This window comes from Larkinella harenae (assembly GCF_054780515.1).
On the sequence record NZ_BAAGWE010000001.1, the window covers coordinates 458,430 to 476,551 of the forward strand.

The 18,122-nt window shown below is 51.5% G+C and carries 12 protein-coding genes; 1 reads left to right on the forward strand and 11 read right to left on the reverse strand.

The features are described 5' to 3' along the window. Positions 1–7: 7 nt before the first annotated feature. From ACYVH9_RS01895 to ACYVH9_RS01910, 4 genes are all read right to left on the reverse strand, one after another. Entirely contained in the window at positions 8–502 is a 495-nt protein-coding gene (locus tag ACYVH9_RS01895) for a DUF2271 domain-containing protein (RefSeq protein ID WP_460634594.1), read from the reverse strand. 3 nt (positions 503–505) lie between these two features. Beyond that, positions 506–2,005: an ankyrin repeat domain-containing protein gene (locus tag ACYVH9_RS01900; RefSeq protein WP_460634595.1), complete on the reverse strand. Its 1,500-nt coding sequence runs from the start codon at positions 2,003–2,005 to the stop codon at positions 506–508. A gap of 169 nt (positions 2,006–2,174) precedes the next feature. Beyond that, entirely contained in the window at positions 2,175–3,686 is a 1,512-nt protein-coding gene (locus ACYVH9_RS01905) for a SusD/RagB family nutrient-binding outer membrane lipoprotein (RefSeq protein WP_460634596.1), read from the reverse strand. A 7-nt stretch (positions 3,687–3,693) separates the two neighbouring features. Then, positions 3,694–6,738 carry a SusC/RagA family TonB-linked outer membrane protein gene (locus ACYVH9_RS01910; RefSeq protein WP_460634597.1) on the reverse strand — a complete coding sequence of 1,015 codons (3,045 nt, stop codon included), beginning with the start codon at positions 6,736–6,738 and terminating at the stop codon, positions 3,694–3,696. A gap of 89 nt (positions 6,739–6,827) precedes the next feature. Between ACYVH9_RS01910 and ACYVH9_RS01915 the strand changes: the two genes are divergently transcribed. After that, positions 6,828–7,922 (forward strand): helix-turn-helix domain-containing protein, encoded by a 1,095-nt coding sequence (locus ACYVH9_RS01915; protein ID WP_460634598.1) that lies wholly within the window; start codon positions 6,828–6,830, stop codon positions 7,920–7,922. A gap of 5 nt (positions 7,923–7,927) precedes the next feature. Here the strand turns inward: ACYVH9_RS01915 and ACYVH9_RS01920 are convergent, their stop codons facing one another. The 7 genes from ACYVH9_RS01920 to ACYVH9_RS01950 all read right to left on the reverse strand — a co-directional run bounded on the left by ACYVH9_RS01920 (position 7,928) and on the right by ACYVH9_RS01950 (position 18,111). After that, positions 7,928–9,037 carry a mechanosensitive ion channel family protein gene (locus ACYVH9_RS01920; RefSeq protein WP_460634599.1) on the reverse strand — a complete coding sequence of 370 codons (1,110 nt, stop codon included), beginning with the start codon at positions 9,035–9,037 and terminating at the stop codon, positions 7,928–7,930. Between the two features lie 87 nt (positions 9,038–9,124). Beyond that, positions 9,125–9,718 (reverse strand): GNAT family N-acetyltransferase, encoded by a 594-nt coding sequence (locus ACYVH9_RS01925; RefSeq protein WP_460634600.1) that lies wholly within the window; start codon positions 9,716–9,718, stop codon positions 9,125–9,127. Between the two features lie 12 nt (positions 9,719–9,730). Next, positions 9,731–10,132: a nuclear transport factor 2 family protein gene (locus tag ACYVH9_RS01930; protein WP_460634601.1), complete on the reverse strand. Its 402-nt coding sequence runs from the start codon at positions 10,130–10,132 to the stop codon at positions 9,731–9,733. Positions 10,133–10,249: 117 nt separating this feature from the next. Further along, positions 10,250–11,698 carry a DUF1501 domain-containing protein gene (locus tag ACYVH9_RS01935; protein WP_460634602.1) on the reverse strand — a complete coding sequence of 483 codons (1,449 nt, stop codon included), beginning with the start codon at positions 11,696–11,698 and terminating at the stop codon, positions 10,250–10,252. A gap of 89 nt (positions 11,699–11,787) precedes the next feature. Continuing rightward, positions 11,788–15,249, reverse strand: coding sequence for a DUF1553 domain-containing protein (locus ACYVH9_RS01940; protein WP_460634603.1), 3,462 nt, complete (start codon positions 15,247–15,249; stop codon positions 11,788–11,790). A gap of 114 nt (positions 15,250–15,363) precedes the next feature. After that, a complete protein-coding gene (locus ACYVH9_RS01945) occupies positions 15,364–16,887 on the reverse strand; it encodes a c-type cytochrome domain-containing protein (RefSeq protein ID WP_460634604.1) in 1,524 nt (507 codons plus the stop codon). A gap of 156 nt (positions 16,888–17,043) precedes the next feature. After that, positions 17,044–18,111: an NHL repeat-containing protein gene (locus ACYVH9_RS01950; RefSeq protein WP_460634605.1), complete on the reverse strand. Its 1,068-nt coding sequence runs from the start codon at positions 18,109–18,111 to the stop codon at positions 17,044–17,046. Positions 18,112–18,122 lie beyond the last annotated feature (11 nt).

Consider the following 18,122-nt stretch of genomic DNA (forward strand, 5'->3'; position numbering starts at 1 on the left):
ACCGCTGTTAATTGGGGCTGAAGCGGACGTAGCGAATGTAACCCGTACCTTCACTCTTGGCGGAAAGCCCTTCTGTCGTCAGCGGAATCTCAAGATCTTTTGGGTAATCTTCCTTATCCTCAACGGAGCTTTCAAACCGCAGTTTGTAGTCCTTGTTGAGTTTCGAATTGTCGATTTCCAGCACAATAACGCTACGATCTCCGCCGGCCACCGATGCGCCGGTGATGGCGCTGATGTTGGGCGTTTTTTTGCCCAGTGCCTTGTACCATTCCTTAACGTCCGGATACCATTTTTTGTCGGAACCGAGTACATACAGGGTTTTCTCGTAGGTGCCTTTCCCGTTTATGAGCGAAACGGCAATGTACGCTTCTTCCCCCATGTAGTTGGTCATCTGGATCATGCATTTATAGTTGGTCGTACCGGGTTTTTGAGCCATTATAGCCGAAGAGCAGGCTAATGCCAAAGCCAGGATCAGAGCGCCAATTTTGGGCAAATAAGTCATAGACTATTTCAAAAAGTTAACGGATACGTTGTTTTTTGTCAGGGATTCATTTTCGCTGGCCAGATCAAAAGCGGTTTCTTTAAAGCTGGTCGGGATGTCTTTCTTGGCACCAATCGACAGCAGGTATTTCATCATCGCGTCGTCTTTCGAGACCATAGCTGCTTTGTGCAGCGGAGTGATACCCTCTTTGTTGCGGGCATTCACGTCGACTTTTAGCGGTTCCAGCCGTTTCACCAGCGCAAGATCATTTTTCGCCACCGCCAGATGGTACAGTGTATTGCCGTTTTTCTGCGGAGCTTTTACATCAAGGCCTTTATCTTGAAGCAGTTTTAGCTTGGCATCAAAAGCCTCGGCCTGCGATTCTCCGCCTGGACGTGGGCCGCTGTTCGAATTGTACGATTGAATCAGGTAAGCCGTCAGGTTGTCACCGCTTTTGTCGGTTACTTTCACATCGGCTCCTTTGTTCAGCAAATAGCTCACCACCTCGGGCGAATTACTCCGTACAGCCATAGAAAGCGCCGTTGCGCCTTTCTGGTTGCTCTGGTTAATGTTTTTTACCTTCGGTTGAAGCATTTCCAGCACGGCCAGATCCCGGTTAAACGCAGCCGCGTTCATAAAAACCGTATTGCCTTCCTCATCAGCCTGATTCACATCAACGCCTTTGGCCAGAAAATACTGAATGATTTCGTTCTGCTTGGGTCGGCGAACAATAGCGTGCAGCGCGTTTTCTCCGGTCTTGCTGATTGCCGTTGGTTTCAGCTTCAGGCTTTCCAGGTACTGAAACACCTCAATGGAGTTGGCTCCCCGGCGGCCTCCCTGACTCGCCATGATCATGGCATGGTCGGTGGCAGGAACTCCTTTTTGCAGCAACGCCTTGAGGATGTCAAGATTACCACCCCGGGCCGCGTAACTAAACGCGTTGTTGCCAGCCGCATCCGTGCTTTTCAGATCAAGGCCTTTCGAGACGAAATAATCTGTCAGCTTCAGGTCTTTGTCGTTGGCCACCGCAATCAGGAGCGCATTGGCACCGTCGTGATTCAGATTTTTCTTTAAATCAGCGCCGTTTCGAAGACACAGCTCATACACCTGCGTATTGGGTTGCCCACCCGCTGCGGCAAAATTCAATACGGTCATTCCGTGGCTGTCCTCCACGTTGGTTTTGGAGCCTTTCGCCAGCAGGTATTCCATCAGTTCAACATTGCCCCGGCTAGCTGCCCAATGCAGGTAAATCCGGCTATCATGGGTAAGCTTATTGACATCATTGCCCGGTTGCGCCAGCAGGTACTTGATGGTTTCGTTGGGAGCCTGAGCATTGATCGCCATGACGACGGGATCAAAACTATTTGGATTCAGCTGCGCCGGGTTATTCCCTTTCTCGATTTCGGCCTTAACCCGATTTACATCCGGTTTTTCTTGCCAGAACGACTGTTCCAGCAGGGTGTTCTTCTGGGCTTGAGCGGAGAAGCTCAGGCCGATCAGAATAGCTATGACTAGTTTTTTCATACGGTTACGCTTAAGATTGAAAGGCCGACACAACGTGCTTGAGCGTTATGCATAGTCCGAATTGTTTGCAAAATAATAAGATTCAGTCTAAATAAGCCTCTTCTTTGGTCGGTAAATTTGAGAGAACTGAAATCCAGATCGAAGAATCCGGCCAGAAACGGGGGGCGTTTTACGGATTCCACCAGACTTTGTCTTTGACCATGTCGTCGCTGCCTTGTTTCGACGTTTCGACATTGTTGGTTTGCCGCTCTGACTCCGGATACATCAACCGCAGCGGGCGGGCGGTCGGAGCGGGGGCATCCAGCGAGTTCGGAATGGCCGGAAGTCCCAACCGGCGGTAATCGTTCCAGGCTTCAATACTACTGATGCTATTGAGTGCCAGCCATTTCTGCGTGATGATGCTCGCGATTTTGTTCGTTGCCTGATCGAAATTGACCGTGCTCTGGGCATTGTACGCGGTAAAGGCGCTGGCCGGTACCTCCATGTATTTAAACGATTCCTGCATTCCCTGCTCGTAGAACGTTTTGGCCGAACCGCTGATCCAGCCGCGTTGGGCTGCTTCGGCTTGCAGAAACAGGCTTTCAAAGGAACCCATCAGCACCGAAGGTTGCGTGGCGGTTTTGAAGAGACCGCCCGGCCGGTTGTTATTTTCCTGCGGGCCTTTGAAGGCCGAGGTGTTAGCCCGGTTGTACTGCGCTTCAGCGTTCGGGTTTCCAAAAAGAACACCTTTGTAATCGGTTCCGACGGCCGAATAAAGTGTTTCCAGGCGCGGATCGTTCCGGAGCTTGTACTGGTCCAGAACGAAAACCGTTGGGCGTAGATCCTGGTGGTTGCCCGTGCTGGCTCCCTGCACATTCCGGTAGTAATTTTCCCAGAACGGATTCAATTTGGAAGCCGTATTCAGATAACCGGGTTGGACGAATGCATTTTCACCTACGCCCAGAAAACCGCTGCCTTCGGCCTGAATCTTCTGAAGTTCAGCCGTGACATACGGCTGGTTACCAGCTTCGCTCTGGCGAATCAGCGCCCGTAATTTCAACGTATTGGCAAATTTGATCCACAGCGTCTTGTTGCCTTTGAACAGGATATCGTCGGCACCGGGACCAACGCCAGCGGGAGCGTTTTTGAGGTCTTCGATGCCGGCGCTGATCAGGTTAATTGATTTTTCGTAGACGGTTTTTCCGTCCTCGTAGCGCGGAGTTGGGTGCTGTGTCCCCTGCAAAGCGTCGTCAAAAGGCAGGTTGTTGTAAATATCAACCAACCGCAGGAAGTGCCAGCCCTGCATGATCTGCGCAATTCCGGCGTAGAACAGAGCGCCTTCGGTCTGGGCCTGTTCTTTCATCAGCTGGTAATAGAGCAAGGTCGTATACCCATTTTCCCAAACCGGAATACCGTCGCGCTGGTGACGAATGGCAGGGCCGTTGTAGGACTTCAGATCGACGAACAAGTTGACTCCTTCGCTGGTGGTCCCCCAATAACCCGCCCAGAAGGCCCCAATCTGATTAAGCTGGCCGGTTTCCTGGTTAACCGTACTGACCAAAGCCGCCGGAAGTTTGGCACTTAGCGTCAGGTTTTCGCTCACCGGGGCATTCGGATTGTTGTTGACTTCCAGAAACTCACTGCACGAACTGAATGAAACCGTCAGAGCAGCCACTAAAACTATCTTTACTATCTTCTTCATGTCTATCTCAGAAAGTTAAATTCACATTGAAACCGTACGTGCGATAAGGCGGAACCTGCCGGAAGCTCAGGTAACCATCCGTGCTATTGTAGAGGTATTCCGGATCACCGTACTGGTTGTCTTTGTGACGGAGAATGAACAGGTTCGTGGCTACGAAGCCAAGACTGGCTTCGCGGACCACTTTCTGCCTGGCCAGCAACGCAGCTGGCAGTGCATAGGAAATATTCAACTCCCGCAGTTTGAAATAGTCGGATTTGGCCGCGGTGTTGATTTGAATTTCGCCCTGTTTGGTCCAGAACGCTTTATCTCCTTTCGATAAAACCGTTGTGTTCGGGGTGAAGCTGCCGTCGGCGTTCTGAATCACGGAATTCGGGAAAATAAACGGCTGACGGTCAAACTCGGCAGTGCGCGGGTCCGTTCCGGCGGTGTACATTCGGGGAACGATTTCGGAATAAAGCCATCCACCCATTCGCCAGTCGAACTGCGCGCCCACACTAAATCCTTTGAATTGCAGGTTGGTACTCAGGCCCATCTGGTACGGTGGCACCATCGTGCCCAGGTGCACGGGATCGGTGGCAATCAGGGGTTCGCCGGTGGTCGGATTGATGATTACCCGGCCCTGTGGGTCGCGCTGGTAATCACTAACCTGAAGGCTCGGATACTGCTGGCCAATATTGGCGTACGACTGCCGGAATATGTTGAACGATGTAAGCCCTTCATACAATTCTTTTACCTGGTTATTGATGTGGGTAAAGTTGAAGCCCACGTTCCATTTCAGGCCATTGTTGCGGACTACATCACCGTTGAGGCTCAATTCAACAATGTTATTGGTCAGCCGGCCCGCGTTTACAACAGCACTGCTGTAGCCCGTCGCGCGTGAAGTGGTTGCATTGAAGATCTGGCCTTTGGAGTCCGAGAAAACGTAACTTCCTTCAAAATTTAGTCGATTGTTCAGGAAACTCAGCTGAATACCTGCTTCGTAAGAGGTAACAAATTCGGGCTGAATGTTTGGGTTCGGATACCGCGCACCGGGCGTGAAACCCACTACGTTGCCAAACGGAAAACCATTGATCTGGCTGTACGGGTTGTTCAACGAATACGGTTCCAGCGTTACGTTACCGGTTTTGTTCCAGGATGCAAACACCTTCCCGAATGAGAGGACATTGCTATTTTTCAGCGCATCAATGGCTTCGTTGAAGACGAACGACGCGCTTACGCCCGGGTAGAAATACGAACGGTTTTCCTTGCTCAGCACCGAAACCCACTCGTTGCGTCCGGTCAGGGTCAGGAACAGGTAGTTGTTATATCCCCCCGTAAACTCACCGTAACCCGCCAGCGAACGATATTGGGTGATCGAAGAACTACCGCTCAGCTCGCCAATCCGGGTGCTGGGGTTGAACAGGTCGGGCAGCAGCAAATTGCTGGTCGAAATGGTGGCGGTTTTGGTGTAGTCGGAGCGGAAGTTCTGCCCCAGAATCAGACGGGTGCTAAACTTGCCAAACTGCTTGTTGAAGTTCAGGATCAGATCGCCGTTGAGCCGTTGAAAGTTATTGCTGCCGTCGCTGACACTGCCGTTGACGTTCCGGCGACCGGCGGCTTCAAATTTACCGGTCGTGCTGCGGGTCTGGGTTGCAGTGCTGAACATGCCTATCCGGTACATTGCACTAAACCAGGGTGTTACCTGGTAACCCAGTTCCACTTTTCCGTTGATGGTCTGCTGCTCGCTTACATCGCGGATGTTGTCAATCTGGTGGTACGGGTTTTTCTGTAAGTCCGTGAAAAAGTAATTCGGGTTGGCGTACGAAGCTGGATCCCGCCAGTCTTTCATTGATTTGAAATCGAAATTGGCGGGCAATGAATAGGCCGTAATCCAGGGTCCATCGGGCGTCGTATTCTTCTTGAAATAAATGTAGTTGACGTTATAAGCCGTATGCAGCTTGCCAAATTTGCGGGTTCCGTTGAACCGCGCACCGGTTCGGTGGCTTACGTCTTCGGGAATAATTCCTTTGATTGCAACATCCTGAACGGAAAAGAAATACGTGTTTTTCTCGTCACCGCCCGAAAACGACACATCATTTTGCAGATTTACACCGGTTTGGAACAAATCCAGCCGGTTGTCACGCGATGGTGCTGCGTACACAACCTGGTGACGTGAGCCACTGGGCAGCACCGGCCCGAAATCTTTCATCGTTCCATCAAAAGCCGGACCCCAGGATTCGGCCTGTGTAGGATCGTAGACACCGTTGACGCCTTGTCCAAATTTTGTTTGTGCCGGTGGCAACATAAAGACCTGCGAGAAAGTGGTGGTGTTGCTAACCCGAACGGTTCCGCGCCCCCGGGTTCCGCTTTTGGTCGTGATCATCAGCGCACCGTTAACCCCTTCCGAACCGTACAAGGCAGCCGCGTTGGCTCCCTTCAAAACCGTAATGTTTTCAATATCATTGGGGTTCAAACGCGTAATATCCGGCACCGGAATCCCATCGACCACATAAATTGGGGCATTTTTCGCCCGGTTAAGGGAGCGGCTGCCCCGCATCGTAATCTGGATTTGCGGATCGACTTTGCTATCGTACATATTAATTCGCAAACCCGCCACCTTACTCGTTAGGCCAAAGAGTGGATTGACGGTTTTTCCCTGATTGAGGTTTTCGTTGCTGACCACCTGAGCACCTCCGCCAAATTCGCGGGCGGCCCGTTTGATCCCCAGAGCGCCAGTGACGACTACCTCCGACAATTGTTTCAGATCCTCTTTCAAAGCAATTGCAAGAGGTTGAGGGCTCTCGGCCACAACGATTTCCTGGGCTTCGTAGCTAATAAAGGAAACAACCAGCACTTGCCCCGGATTAGCCCGGATCAAGAATTCACCTTTGTTATCCGTAGTTGTACCCAGCGATGTTCCCTTGATGGTAATGTTAGTTCCTGGCAGTGGTGAACCCGACGTTTGCTCAATTACTTTGCCCCGAATTGGGCGTCCCTCATCGCCCGGGCGTTGTGAAAAGGCCGTTATGGTCAGTGAAATAAGGAAGATTAACGTGGATAGCGATTTAATCATATAGGTTGAATTTTAATCCTGGATTAGAAGGTTCTAATTTTATTTAGACACAGTCTAATTAACTTTACGGCTGCAAAGGTAGATAGAGAATGGAAAGCAGAATGACGAATTCGGGAGAATTAATGACGCGAGAGGGAGAAATTAAAAACAATGGACTTAGCCCTATAAATAGCACAGAAACGATCCGGCAAAATTCTGTTTTTTTAGGACGGGATAAGGATAAAATTGTAGAAAAAAGCGAAACGTATTTGCGGGAAGATGCGGAGGGCGCGAGCTACGAATTTATATCGGCGGGTATTCACATTTGGTACGCAACTATTCAACCTAAAAAAAGAATAAAGTCTCAGCTATTGATTTCCAGTCCGTGTATTCAGCTACTTTTCTCGATTCAATCGGTCAGCTCGTATCGTTTTAAATTTGATAAAAACTCAGTTTATAAATTCTCGGATCAGGAGCATAATATTCTACTATTTCCTGACGATTACGTTTATTTTGAATCTAAAGTTTCTGATCAACTGGAATTCTTTTCGATCAGCCTTTCTCCGGAGTTATTTTTTAGTTACTTTCCCGACTCGATAACTTACTTTTCAGGCTTTCGTGAAACTATTAAGACAAAAAAAACGGCCCTATTTAGTGAACATAATTTATCGATTACGCCCCGCATCGCAGTTATATTGCAGGAAATAATTCATTGTTCGCTGGGTGGTTATAGCAAGCGGTTATACATCGAAGCCAAAGTAATTGAATTAGTGGCGCTTCAAATAGATCAATATGAGCGCATTAAAAACGCGCCCTTAGTTCTGCGTTTAAAAGAAGAGGAGGTGCAGAAAATGCATCGGGTGCGCCAAATTATTACCGAAAACCCGGAGAAAACATTCTCGCTAAAAGATTTATCCCGCGAAGTTGGTACCAACGAATATAATCTGAAAAAACACTTCAAACAATTGTTTGGTGACACAGTGTTTGGGTATATTCAAAATTTCAGGATGGAAAAAGCCAAAGCAATGCTGGCGGAAAGAAATGCCAAAATTGCCGAAGTGGGCCGCCAGTTGGGTTACAAACATGCGACCCATTTTACAACGGCTTTTAAAAAATATTACGGCTTCCTTCCTCACAAATTGAAAGCCTTTTTACTCGTGGATTTAGTTGAGTTTGATTTAACTTTATTGCTGGAAGTACTGTAAACTAATCAGGCGGGCTGACTCGTTTCGCTCAGCTGGAACCGGGTTTTGGGCAGGCTTTCAGGGTATTCGTCCCGCAGAAACGCAATAATATTCTCCCGAACAAAACACCGCAAATCGAAGCTTTCGGGCGCATTGCGGGAAGATGTCAGGATGCGGATAACCACGCAGGTAGGCTGGGTATCGGTTACCTGCACCACACAAACTTCCCGGTCCCATAACGGATTATTTTCCACCAGTTCTTTCAATTTCTCCCGAATCCGGTCGACGGGCACGTTGTAGTCCAGGTACAACATCACGGTTCCCAGGACTGCCGCGTTGGAGCGGGTCCAATTCTGAAACGGTTTTTCGATGAAATAGGTGATGGGCAGAATCAGGCGCCGACGGTCCCAAACCCGGACAATCACGTTCGTCAGGTTAATTTCCTCAATCCGGCCCCATTCGTTCTCAACCACCACCGCGTCATCAACCCGGATCTGCTGGGTAAAGGCAATCTGAATACCGGCCAGCAAATTGGCAATGGTGCGCTGAGCGGCAAAACCGATCACGACCGACGCGATCCCGGCCGACGTCAGAAAGCTCAACCCGATTTTGCGACCGCCGTTGAACGACAGCAGCAGGATGGAAAAGCCAATCACCAACACAAGAATGGTAACAAACTGCCGGACAAACCGAATTTGGGTAACAAACTTCCGCAGGTGCAGATTAATATCATTGGTTGTGTCGTACTGGCGAATGATGATCCGTTCGGCCACTTTCAGCAACTGAACAACCAGCCAGGTTGTGGCCGCTACAAAGGTAATTTCAGCGGTTTTTGACGCATACGGAAACCGCTGAAACGAGCGTTCCTGAAGGTTGGTAATGATCAGGAAAAAAAGGGAAGGCACGAACAGGTAAAACGCATTCCGAATGTATTGACGCAACAGCCCCAGTACTTCAGGGTGTTTTCGCCGGAGAACAAGCCGTACGGTCTGCGTGACGATCAGGTTGACGAGCAATCCGGCACCAAGCGAAATCAGTAGCAACAACCAGCCGGAAGCTCTCCGGTTGTGTCGTAGCCAGCGGTCAATCTCCGGACCAATCTGGCTGAAATTGTCCCAAAAATCCGTCCAGTTCATGGTATTATCGAGGGGGTTCCTAGTAGTAAAGACTCGGAAACCAGAAATTGTTAGCGGGATCAGCGAAAGATTTTCAACAAAATAACCTTACAGGCTGCGCACCCAGTACACCATCGGTTTCGGGCTAGAAACCGATTTGCCCAGATCGGGCCATTCCATAATGCTCCGCAACGAGGGTTCTTTTTTATACCCTCGCTTGATCCAGAATGCATCGTTCGGGCGGTAGTCCGACGGTTTGGCCGGATGGTTTTCGTCCCGCTCGACGGAAGAGAAGCAGGCCGTTTGGAAAGTGCCAAAGCTGTGGGCGTGTGCTTCCCGCTCGTCAAAAAAACGGTGACCTAACCCGTGTCCACGGTATTCGGGCAGGAGAATGCTTTCCCCGAAGTAGAAAATGGTATCGAGGTTGAAACCGGCTTCTTCAAACGGTTTTCGGACGTCGGCCGTTTCATCGCATAGCGGAATGCAGGTCGTTGCACCTACCATGTCGGGCCCGTCGTAAACGGCAAACAAAAAAGAACGATCCGCCTGAGCGTAGGTATTCAGATACGATTTTTCATACTCGACGTTACCCTCGTAGAGGTACGGATAGTCGTGAAAAACCGTAATGCGCAAAGCCGCCAGTCCGTCAAATACCGATTCGATTTCCCGGCCTCTTTTTGTCAGGAAAGAAAGTGACTGCATCGGGCGCGGGGTTTATTTGGAAACGGCTTTAATCCAGAGCGGCAGGTTATAATACGTAGTAACGCGTGTAATTTTATTGTCGGCCACTTCCAGAAAAGCGGCTGCCGGTACCACGTAGGTCTGGTTTGTAGCCGCAGGCAAACCGTCTTCCGCTTTTTTGTAAACGCCATTGACAACAAATTCAACCGCAACGCGATTGCCAGCTGGCTCCGTAAAGAAAACCATCTCCGTCAGCTTCTCGTCGTAAGAGTCGTCCATGTGGTGGACAAAAGCCGTGAATTGCTCAAGGCCAATGCGTGCTTCGCCCTGATTGGGTTCGTGCCGGATGTCGGGCGAAACGAGCGCCAGCATTCCGTTCCAGTCTTTCCGGTTAAAACAATCGTAATAGTTTTTCACAACGTCTAAAGCAGCCATCATTTACGGAGGTTAGTTTGGCGCAAAGATAGGAAAGAGATCCAGGAATGGTCAATGTAAAAATAAAAGCCCACGGTTTTCATCGTGGGCTTCTCTCGCCTTGGGAAGGTAAAAAACTTATGCCAGCAGCGGTTTTACCACTTTTCCGTGCACATCCGTCAGGCGATACCGGCGGCCCTGGTGCTTGAAAACTAGTTTTTCGTGATCGATGCCCATCAAATGCAGAATCGTAGCCTGAAAGTCGTGAACGTGGACCGGATCTTTGATCACATTATAACCAAACTCGTCGGTTTCGCCGTAAACCATGCTTTTTTGAACACCCGCACCCGCCATCCAGACCGTGAAGCAGCGTGGGTGGTGGTCACGGCCATAATTTTCTTTCGACAGTTTTCCCTGCGAATAATTGGTCCGGCCAAACTCCCCGCCCCAGATCACCAGCGTGTCGTCGAGCAATCCGCGCTGTTTCAAATCCATGATTAGAGCCGCCGACGGTTGGTCAACGCTTTTGGTTTGAATTTTAATGTCGTTGGGCAGGTTCCCGTGCTGATCCCAGCCTTGATGGTACAACTGCACAAATTTGACGTCTTTTTCGATCAGCTTGCGGGCCAGAATGCAGTTGGCAGCAAACGTACCCGGTTTGCGCGAGTCGGGTCCGTATAGGTCAAAAATGTAATTCGGTTCTTTCGAAATATCGAGCGTTTCGGGCACGGAAGTCTGCATCCGGTACGCCATTTCGTACTGTGCCATCCGGTTGTTGATTTCCGGGTCAAGCACTTGTTTAAGCTGTTCCTGATGCAGTTTGCCGAGGTAATCAAGCATTCGCCGACGGCTGGTTTTGTCGATGCCCGGCGGGTTGTTGAGGTAATAAACCGGATCTGGCCCGGAGCGAAACACCACGCCCTGGTGTACCGATGGCAGAAAACCGTTGCTCCACAGCTTGGCGTACAGTGGCTGATCGCCATCGCGGCCTTTCGAGAGCAGCACCACAAACGCCGGTAAATTCTGGTTGTCGGAACCCAGACCATAACTGGCCCAGGACCCAAACGAAGGCCGTCCGGCCTGCTGCGAACCGGTTTGAAAGAAGGTCACCGCCGGATCGTGGTTGATGGCCTCGGTGTGCATCGACCGGATAAAACACAGATCGTCGGTAATGCGGGAGGTGTACGGCAGCAACTCGCTCACCCACATCTGACTGTGGCCGTGTTTGGCAAAATTGAATTTGGAGGCCGCCAGCGGAAACCGGCTTTGCCCAGCGGTCATACCCGTTAGCCGTTGGCCTTTTCGGACCGATTCGGGCAACTCCTGGCCCCACATCGTTGCCAGCCGGGGCTTGTAGTCGAACAGGTCCAGCTGCGAGGGCGCTCCGCTTTGAAAGAGGTAAATCACCCGTTTCACTTTCGGCGAAAAATGCGGTTTGCCCGGGGCACGGTTTTCTTCGCTGCCCGCCAAAGCCTTGGCCGGGTTGAGTAGCGATGCGAGCGCCATCGCACCCAGGCCGGCACTGGTTTTGCCCAGAAAATTCCGGCGACTCAACTGATCGTGTATTTCGTCTTCCAGGTTTTGCATAACCTTCAAATTTTTGCTAACCTCTGATTTTCTTTGCTTGACTCCGCGAAATAGTTCTTTAAATTGTTTCGCGGAATTTAGCGGAGGTTTTATCGTTTGATAATCGCTTCGTCAACGTTCATGATGGTGCTGGTCACAACCGTCCAGGCCGCCAGTTCGGGAGCGGGAATGGCTTTATCAACCGGATATTCACCAACACTCAACAAGTCGGTGGCCCGCTTGGGGTTGTTCTTGAAATCAGCCAGCTCTTCCGCGTACAGTTGCTGCATCAAAGCCGTTTCTGCCGGTCGCGCCGGACGGCTAGTCACCGCTTTGAACACGTAGCTGATCAGCTGTTCGTTCTTGAGTCCCATGCCGCAAGCCCGTTGACCCAGCACGCGGGCGGCTTCAACAAACTGCGGGTCGTTGAGCGTCACCAGAGCTTGCAACGGGGTCGATGTTTTCTGCCGCTTGACAATGCAGGTGTGTCGTTCGGAGGCATCGAAATTGAGCATCATGGGCGGAGGAGACGACCGTTTCCAAACCGTATACAAGCTTCGACGGTACAGGCTATCTCCGTGGTTTTGTACGTAGTTGATGGCGTTCCGGGTTGCCAGGGCTTCCCAGATACCAGCGGGTTGGTACGGATGAACACTGGGGCCGCCAATTTTTTCGGTGATCAAGCCGCTGGCTGCCAAGGCAATATCACGAACCTGTTCGGCCGACATCCGGTAGCTTGGGCCACGCGACAGCAGAGAATTGTCCAGATCGGCTTCCAATTTCTTGTTGTCAACTACGGACGACTGGCGGTAGGTGGCCGACATCACAATCAGTTTCTGCAGGGCTTTGGCGTTCCAGACACCCGACGAACCTGCACCGTCCCGGAATCGGACGGCCAGGTAATCCAGCAACTCCGGATGCGATGGCAGGTTGCCCTGATTACCGAAATCATCACTGCTTTTGACCAATCCCTGCCCGAAATACTGCTGCCAGAACCGGTTGACCATCACGCGGCTAAACAGGGAGTTGTCGGGGTGCAGCAGCCATTTGGCCAGCCCCAGCCGGTTTTTTGGATAGTCTGCCGGGAAAGCCATCAACTGGGCGGGCGTTTCCGGTTTGACTTCTTCACCCGGGGCATCGTAGGCTCCGCGTTTCAGCAGGAAGGTTTTGCGGGGGTACTTCCGCTCCTTCATCACCATCACCTGATCGGAATTGTTGTACAGCACGAGTTCTTTTTCCCGCAGTTTCTGGTATTCATCAAAGGCTTTACGGTAGGTCGAATCGTGGGTGGTTACGTAATAGGTGTACAAGCCAGCTCGTTGGGTTGCGGTGCGTTTGGCGGCTGGTGTATGCAAGGCCGTTGTCAGCGCATCTGATTGATTGGCCAGAACGGGGATTTCGAGCGCCGTCAGGTTGCGGTTATAAATCCGTAGCTCGTCAATCGCGTAATCCTTGATGTAGTGGTCGTGAACCCGCCCAATCAGGAATGGCGATCCCGTCCAGTTTTTGCCGTTTTGTCCGTGATCAATGCTGTGCCGCAGGTTGTCGGTCACAATGCGCAACGGAGCGGGTTTGCCGTCCAGATACAAGCGGATACCGGCCGACCGGCCCGACCCGTCGTAGGTCATGGCCAGGTGAAACCATTGTTTATAGCGGATTTTACCGACGGTTTCTACATCGAGGCAGTTGTCGGGCCAGACATGGCTCATCGTCACCTTAAACCGTCCGTCTTTCTGCAATAGAATTTCGTACCCCCGGTTGCCGTCGAATGGGCCGTTCGATTTGCCCATCAGCATTCCTTCAAGGCCCGGTTGGGCAACATTGAGCCAGGCACTAACCGTAAACGGCTGATTCTGCTCAAAATAGCCAACCCGGCGGGGCAGTTCGATGTTGCTATCGCCTTTCAGGTAACGAGCCATGCCAACCCGGCCTTTAATCTGGTACGGCAAACTTTCAGGATCACCTGCCAGACGGGCCGGAAGTGTGTCGTTCTGTTGATTCCAGAACGCGTTGCGGGGATCTTTTTCGAGCTCTTCACGGGTTTTCGGTACCACCGGTTGTTTCAGCTCCGGCAGGCCCAGTTTTTTCCGGCGTTCGTCTTCTTTCTTCTTTAACTCAAATTCCTTTTTCCGCTCGGCATCTTTCTGTTTCTTTTCCTCTGAATGTTCGTAGGCTTTAAAATCCAGCCGATCGGTTTCGTCAAAGGTATAATGAGCTACCAAGCCCTCAGTAATGGATGATTTCGGATTCCGCTCGGCCTGGCTCAGCCAGAGTCCGAAGGCACGTTGGTATTCGGGTCGATTGATGTTCAGGCGCGGTTGCAACGGTTTCAACTGCCTCCGGATGTAGTTCAATTGGGCCTCCGTTGCCGTGGAGGTGAGCGTAATGGTGGGGGCGGGTTCACCGTTGTACGGGATCTGGCCGCGCTCGTTGTTGTTGTTGAAAAACGCGTACAGCGAATAATAGTCTTTCTGCGAAATCGGGTCGTATTTATGGTCGTGGCAGCGGGCACACTCAACCGTCATGCCCAGCATCGCTTTCCCAAATGTATTAACCCGGTCGGCGACGTATTCCACACGGTATTCTTCGTCCACAATACCACCTTCCTGGCTTTGCTGGTGATTGCGGTTGAAAGCCGTTGCCAGCAGCATGTTTTGCGTTGGATTTGGCAGCATATCGCCCGCCAGCTGCCAGGTGATGAACTTATCAAACCGCAGGTTTTTGTTAAAGGCTGTAATGACCCAGTTTCGGTAGGGCCACATGGTCCGCAGGCCGTCATCCTGATACCCGTGCGTATCGGCATAACGGGCCGCATCCAGCCATTCGGCGGCTTGTCGTTCGCCGTAGTGCGGGCTGTTCAGCAAGCGGTTTACCACTTTTTCGTAAGCGGTAGGGGCGGTGTCGGCCAGAAAAGCATCCACTTCGGCCACGGTTGGTGGCAAGCCCGTCAGGTCAAGCGTGACCCGGCGCAGTAAGGTAGCTTTGTCGGCTTCGGGATTGGGCGTTAGGCCTTTTTCTTCGAGTTTTTTGAGCACAAAATGGTCAATCTCGTTTTGAGGCCACGGCCTGTTTTTTACCGTCGGTATTTCGGGTTTGGTTGGCGCAATCAGCGACCAGTGGGGTTTGTATTCAGCTCCCTGCTCAATCCAGCGTACCAGCAGTGCCTTCTCTTCATTCGTTAGCACCAGATTCGATTCCGGCGTCGGCATCCGGTATTCCGGATCATTGGAAACAATCCGGTGATACGCTTCGCTTTGGGCCAGATTGCCCGGCACAACTGCGGTTTTTCCGCTTTCCGCCAAGGCTTCGTAAGCTCCTTCGGGTGTATCCAGTCGTAAACCGGCTTGTTGCTTTGCCTTGTCGGGCCCGTGGCAGGCAAAACAGCGGTCCGACAAAATGGGCTTGATGTGCAGATTATAATCGACCTTTTCGGGCAACTGGCTTTCCACCGCCACCAGCTCTGCCGGTTTTTCGACACTGGTGCTGCATGAACTCCAGATGGCCACCGCGAAGAGCGCGATGGTCGTGCTCAGGAGCAGAGGTCGAAATCGTATGTCGGTAAAATGACACATACGAAGAGAAGTGTTTAAGGAAAAAGTGCAAACAATCTACAAAATTATATAAAATATTTCGGAAATAAACCAATTTGCTTGCTAAAAAATGTACTTTTTTGACTTCTTATTCGGTTACTTCGTTTTGGTGGGTTCGGCAGCAGCCGAATCGGCTTTGGTGAACTGCGCAATTGAATTTTCCCCCAGCCCCATGTTAATTTCCAGGTTGGGGATTGCCTTCTTCAATTCGGCTACACCCGCGTCGGTCACTTTGGTTTGCCAGAGGTAAACGGTTTTCAGCTTTTTTAGTCCGGCCAGTTCTTTCAATCCGGCGTCGGTAACGGCGGTTCCGTACAAGTTCAGGTATTCCAGATACGGCAGAGCGTTTAGGTTTTTCAGCCCCGCATCGGTGACTTTGGTTTGTTCCAGGTGCAGCTTTTGCAGGTTTTTCAACTGCGCCACCTGCGTCAGTGTGGCATCGGAAATTTGCGTATCTCCGAGTTTTAACCAGACAATTTGCTGGCTCAGTTTTGGCAATGCCGTAGCCTGGGCATCATTGAACGCGCGGGCATTGACGGCGCTGACTTCCAGCTGATTCTGCTCTTTCGACAACGGTAGGATCAACAAACCCGTTTTCTTCAATTCTTCCAGCGCCTTGGGATCAGCGGCCGGAAGTTGCATCGTCAGCACTGGTGAGTCGGGAGCCGGACCACTGGCAACCTGCGGACCGCCCGTTGCGTTACCGGACCCCAATGAGGCCAGCGCCGGTTTGATATCGTCCGTAACTTTCAGTTCCGCTACTTTTTTGTCGAATGGCGCGCCCTGATTGATCCACCACGACAGCAGGGCGATCTGGTGGTCGGTCAGCTGGGGTTTGCCTTTGGGCGGCATATGATCATCGTCTTCTTCCGGCAACAGGCACACTTTCACCAACCGGCTCTGATCGGCTTTTCCGGCAACAACAACGGGGCCGTCTTCGCTGCCTTTTCGAATCATATCGGGGTTATCCAGCCGCAAATCGCCCTTTGATTTTTCCGGATTATGGCACTGAAGGCAGCGGGTTTTCAGAATGGGATTGACAATCTGCTGATACACCAGGGCCTGATTCACATCCGTGATCACGGGAATGTCCTCAATGGTTTGCTCCCGGGGTGGAATACCCGCCAGCGACCGAAGCGGTTCGGGCGTGTATTGGGTCAGGAAATCCGAACCGTGGGTGAGCGAACCGCCTTCGTGACCAGCCGCCAGCAAGAGCACAACACCAATTCCCAGCGCCGGAAAGTACAGCAGTTGCCCCCAGCGGATTCGGGGGCCAATGCGCTCGTGTTTGACGGCCCAGGCAATCCAGGCAAAAACTGCAACGCCGATGCCTTCCCACATGTGGTAGTTCAGTGTAGTTTCATCGTAACCGCCCCCCAGGGAGAGCAGGTAACCGAAAATACAGGCCATCGTGGCGCTGACTGCCGACCAGAACAGGATCAGGGTAATGGTGTGGGAACTAACACGCTGCCGACGCGTGATCCGGTCCAGCTCCAGCAAACCGGCAATCAGTAGAAAACCGATCGGTAAGTGAACAATGAGCGGGTGAAACCGACCGAAAAATAAGGCCCACTCAGAAGGTTGTTGCGAGGTGGCTTGTAAAAGAATAAAGCTAATCATTGATACGGTTTGTGCTGGGAGTAGGATCTGGTTGGGACAATCGGGCAGCAGACGTACTGAATGTATAATAGCTTCAGGCCGGACTGAAAACGAGTTTTAGTCCGGCCTGAATGAGATTCGGGCAATTGCGGAGCGAATATGCTCCGTAATCAATTATTAGCTAACGCGCTGTAGTTTAACCGGGTATGTTTTTTGGGAAGCCCACTGCGGAACATACACGTTCTCATCGCTGTCAACCAGCACATCGTGCGGGTGCATGAAAGCCTTGCTACTCATGTCTTTCCGTTGTTCCGTCAGTTTACCGTCTTTGTAAACCGGAGCTGAACCACCCGGCGTTGAGACCACCTTGTCGTTTTTGTCCAGAATTTGGATGTAGCCCGAATTCGGGTAGGCATCCGAGGTGCTGCGGAAAACCGCCCCGTAAATCATGTCGCCGTGCAAAACCGGGCGGCAGATGTATGATCCGGGCAGGGCAATGGTTGACAGGTACTTGCCGTCGAGCGTAAACCGTTTCAGGCAGTTGTGCCGCCGGTCGGTGATCAGCAAAGTGGGGTTGGCTTTGTTGCGGGTATCAACCAGGATCCCGTGGCAGCAGTCAAACGTTTCGTTGGTTTCGCCTTTGCCGCCCCAGTGCCGGATGTATTTGCCTTTGGCGTCGTACTGGGTAATGTAATTCAAGCCGTAGCCATCCGCCACGTAAATATCCCCGTTGGCGGGGTTAATGGCGGTTTCGGTGGGGGTGAATTGCGTGGGATAAGCGTATTTGCCTGTCTCTTTCGGATAATCAAGTGTCATCAGAACTTTACCTTTTAAGTCCGTTTTGATGACTTGGTGCCGGTTGTTATCACAGATAAAAAGGACTTGGTCTCCCCCTTCGTTGGCCAGCGTCAGACCGTGTCCGCCCGGATAGCTATTGCCCCAGGTTTCGAGAAGTTTACCGGATTTATCGTAGATAATGACGTTGTTTTTGGTTTCGTTGGTCAGCAGAATCAACCGGCCTTTGGCGTCTTCGACCATTTCGTGGCAGTCGTTGACGGGATTTTTTCCGGCATCCAGCACGCCCCAGTTTGGCACGACGCGGTAGCGGTGCGAACCGTGCCCGATCACCATCTCATCGGCTTTGGGTTGCGCGCCAAAGTTGATATGAGGAATAGCCAATCCGACGGCAGTGGCCGCAACGGCCTTAGTCAGAAAAGTGCGTCGGTTTACAGATTGAAAAGTCATAAGGTTAATTA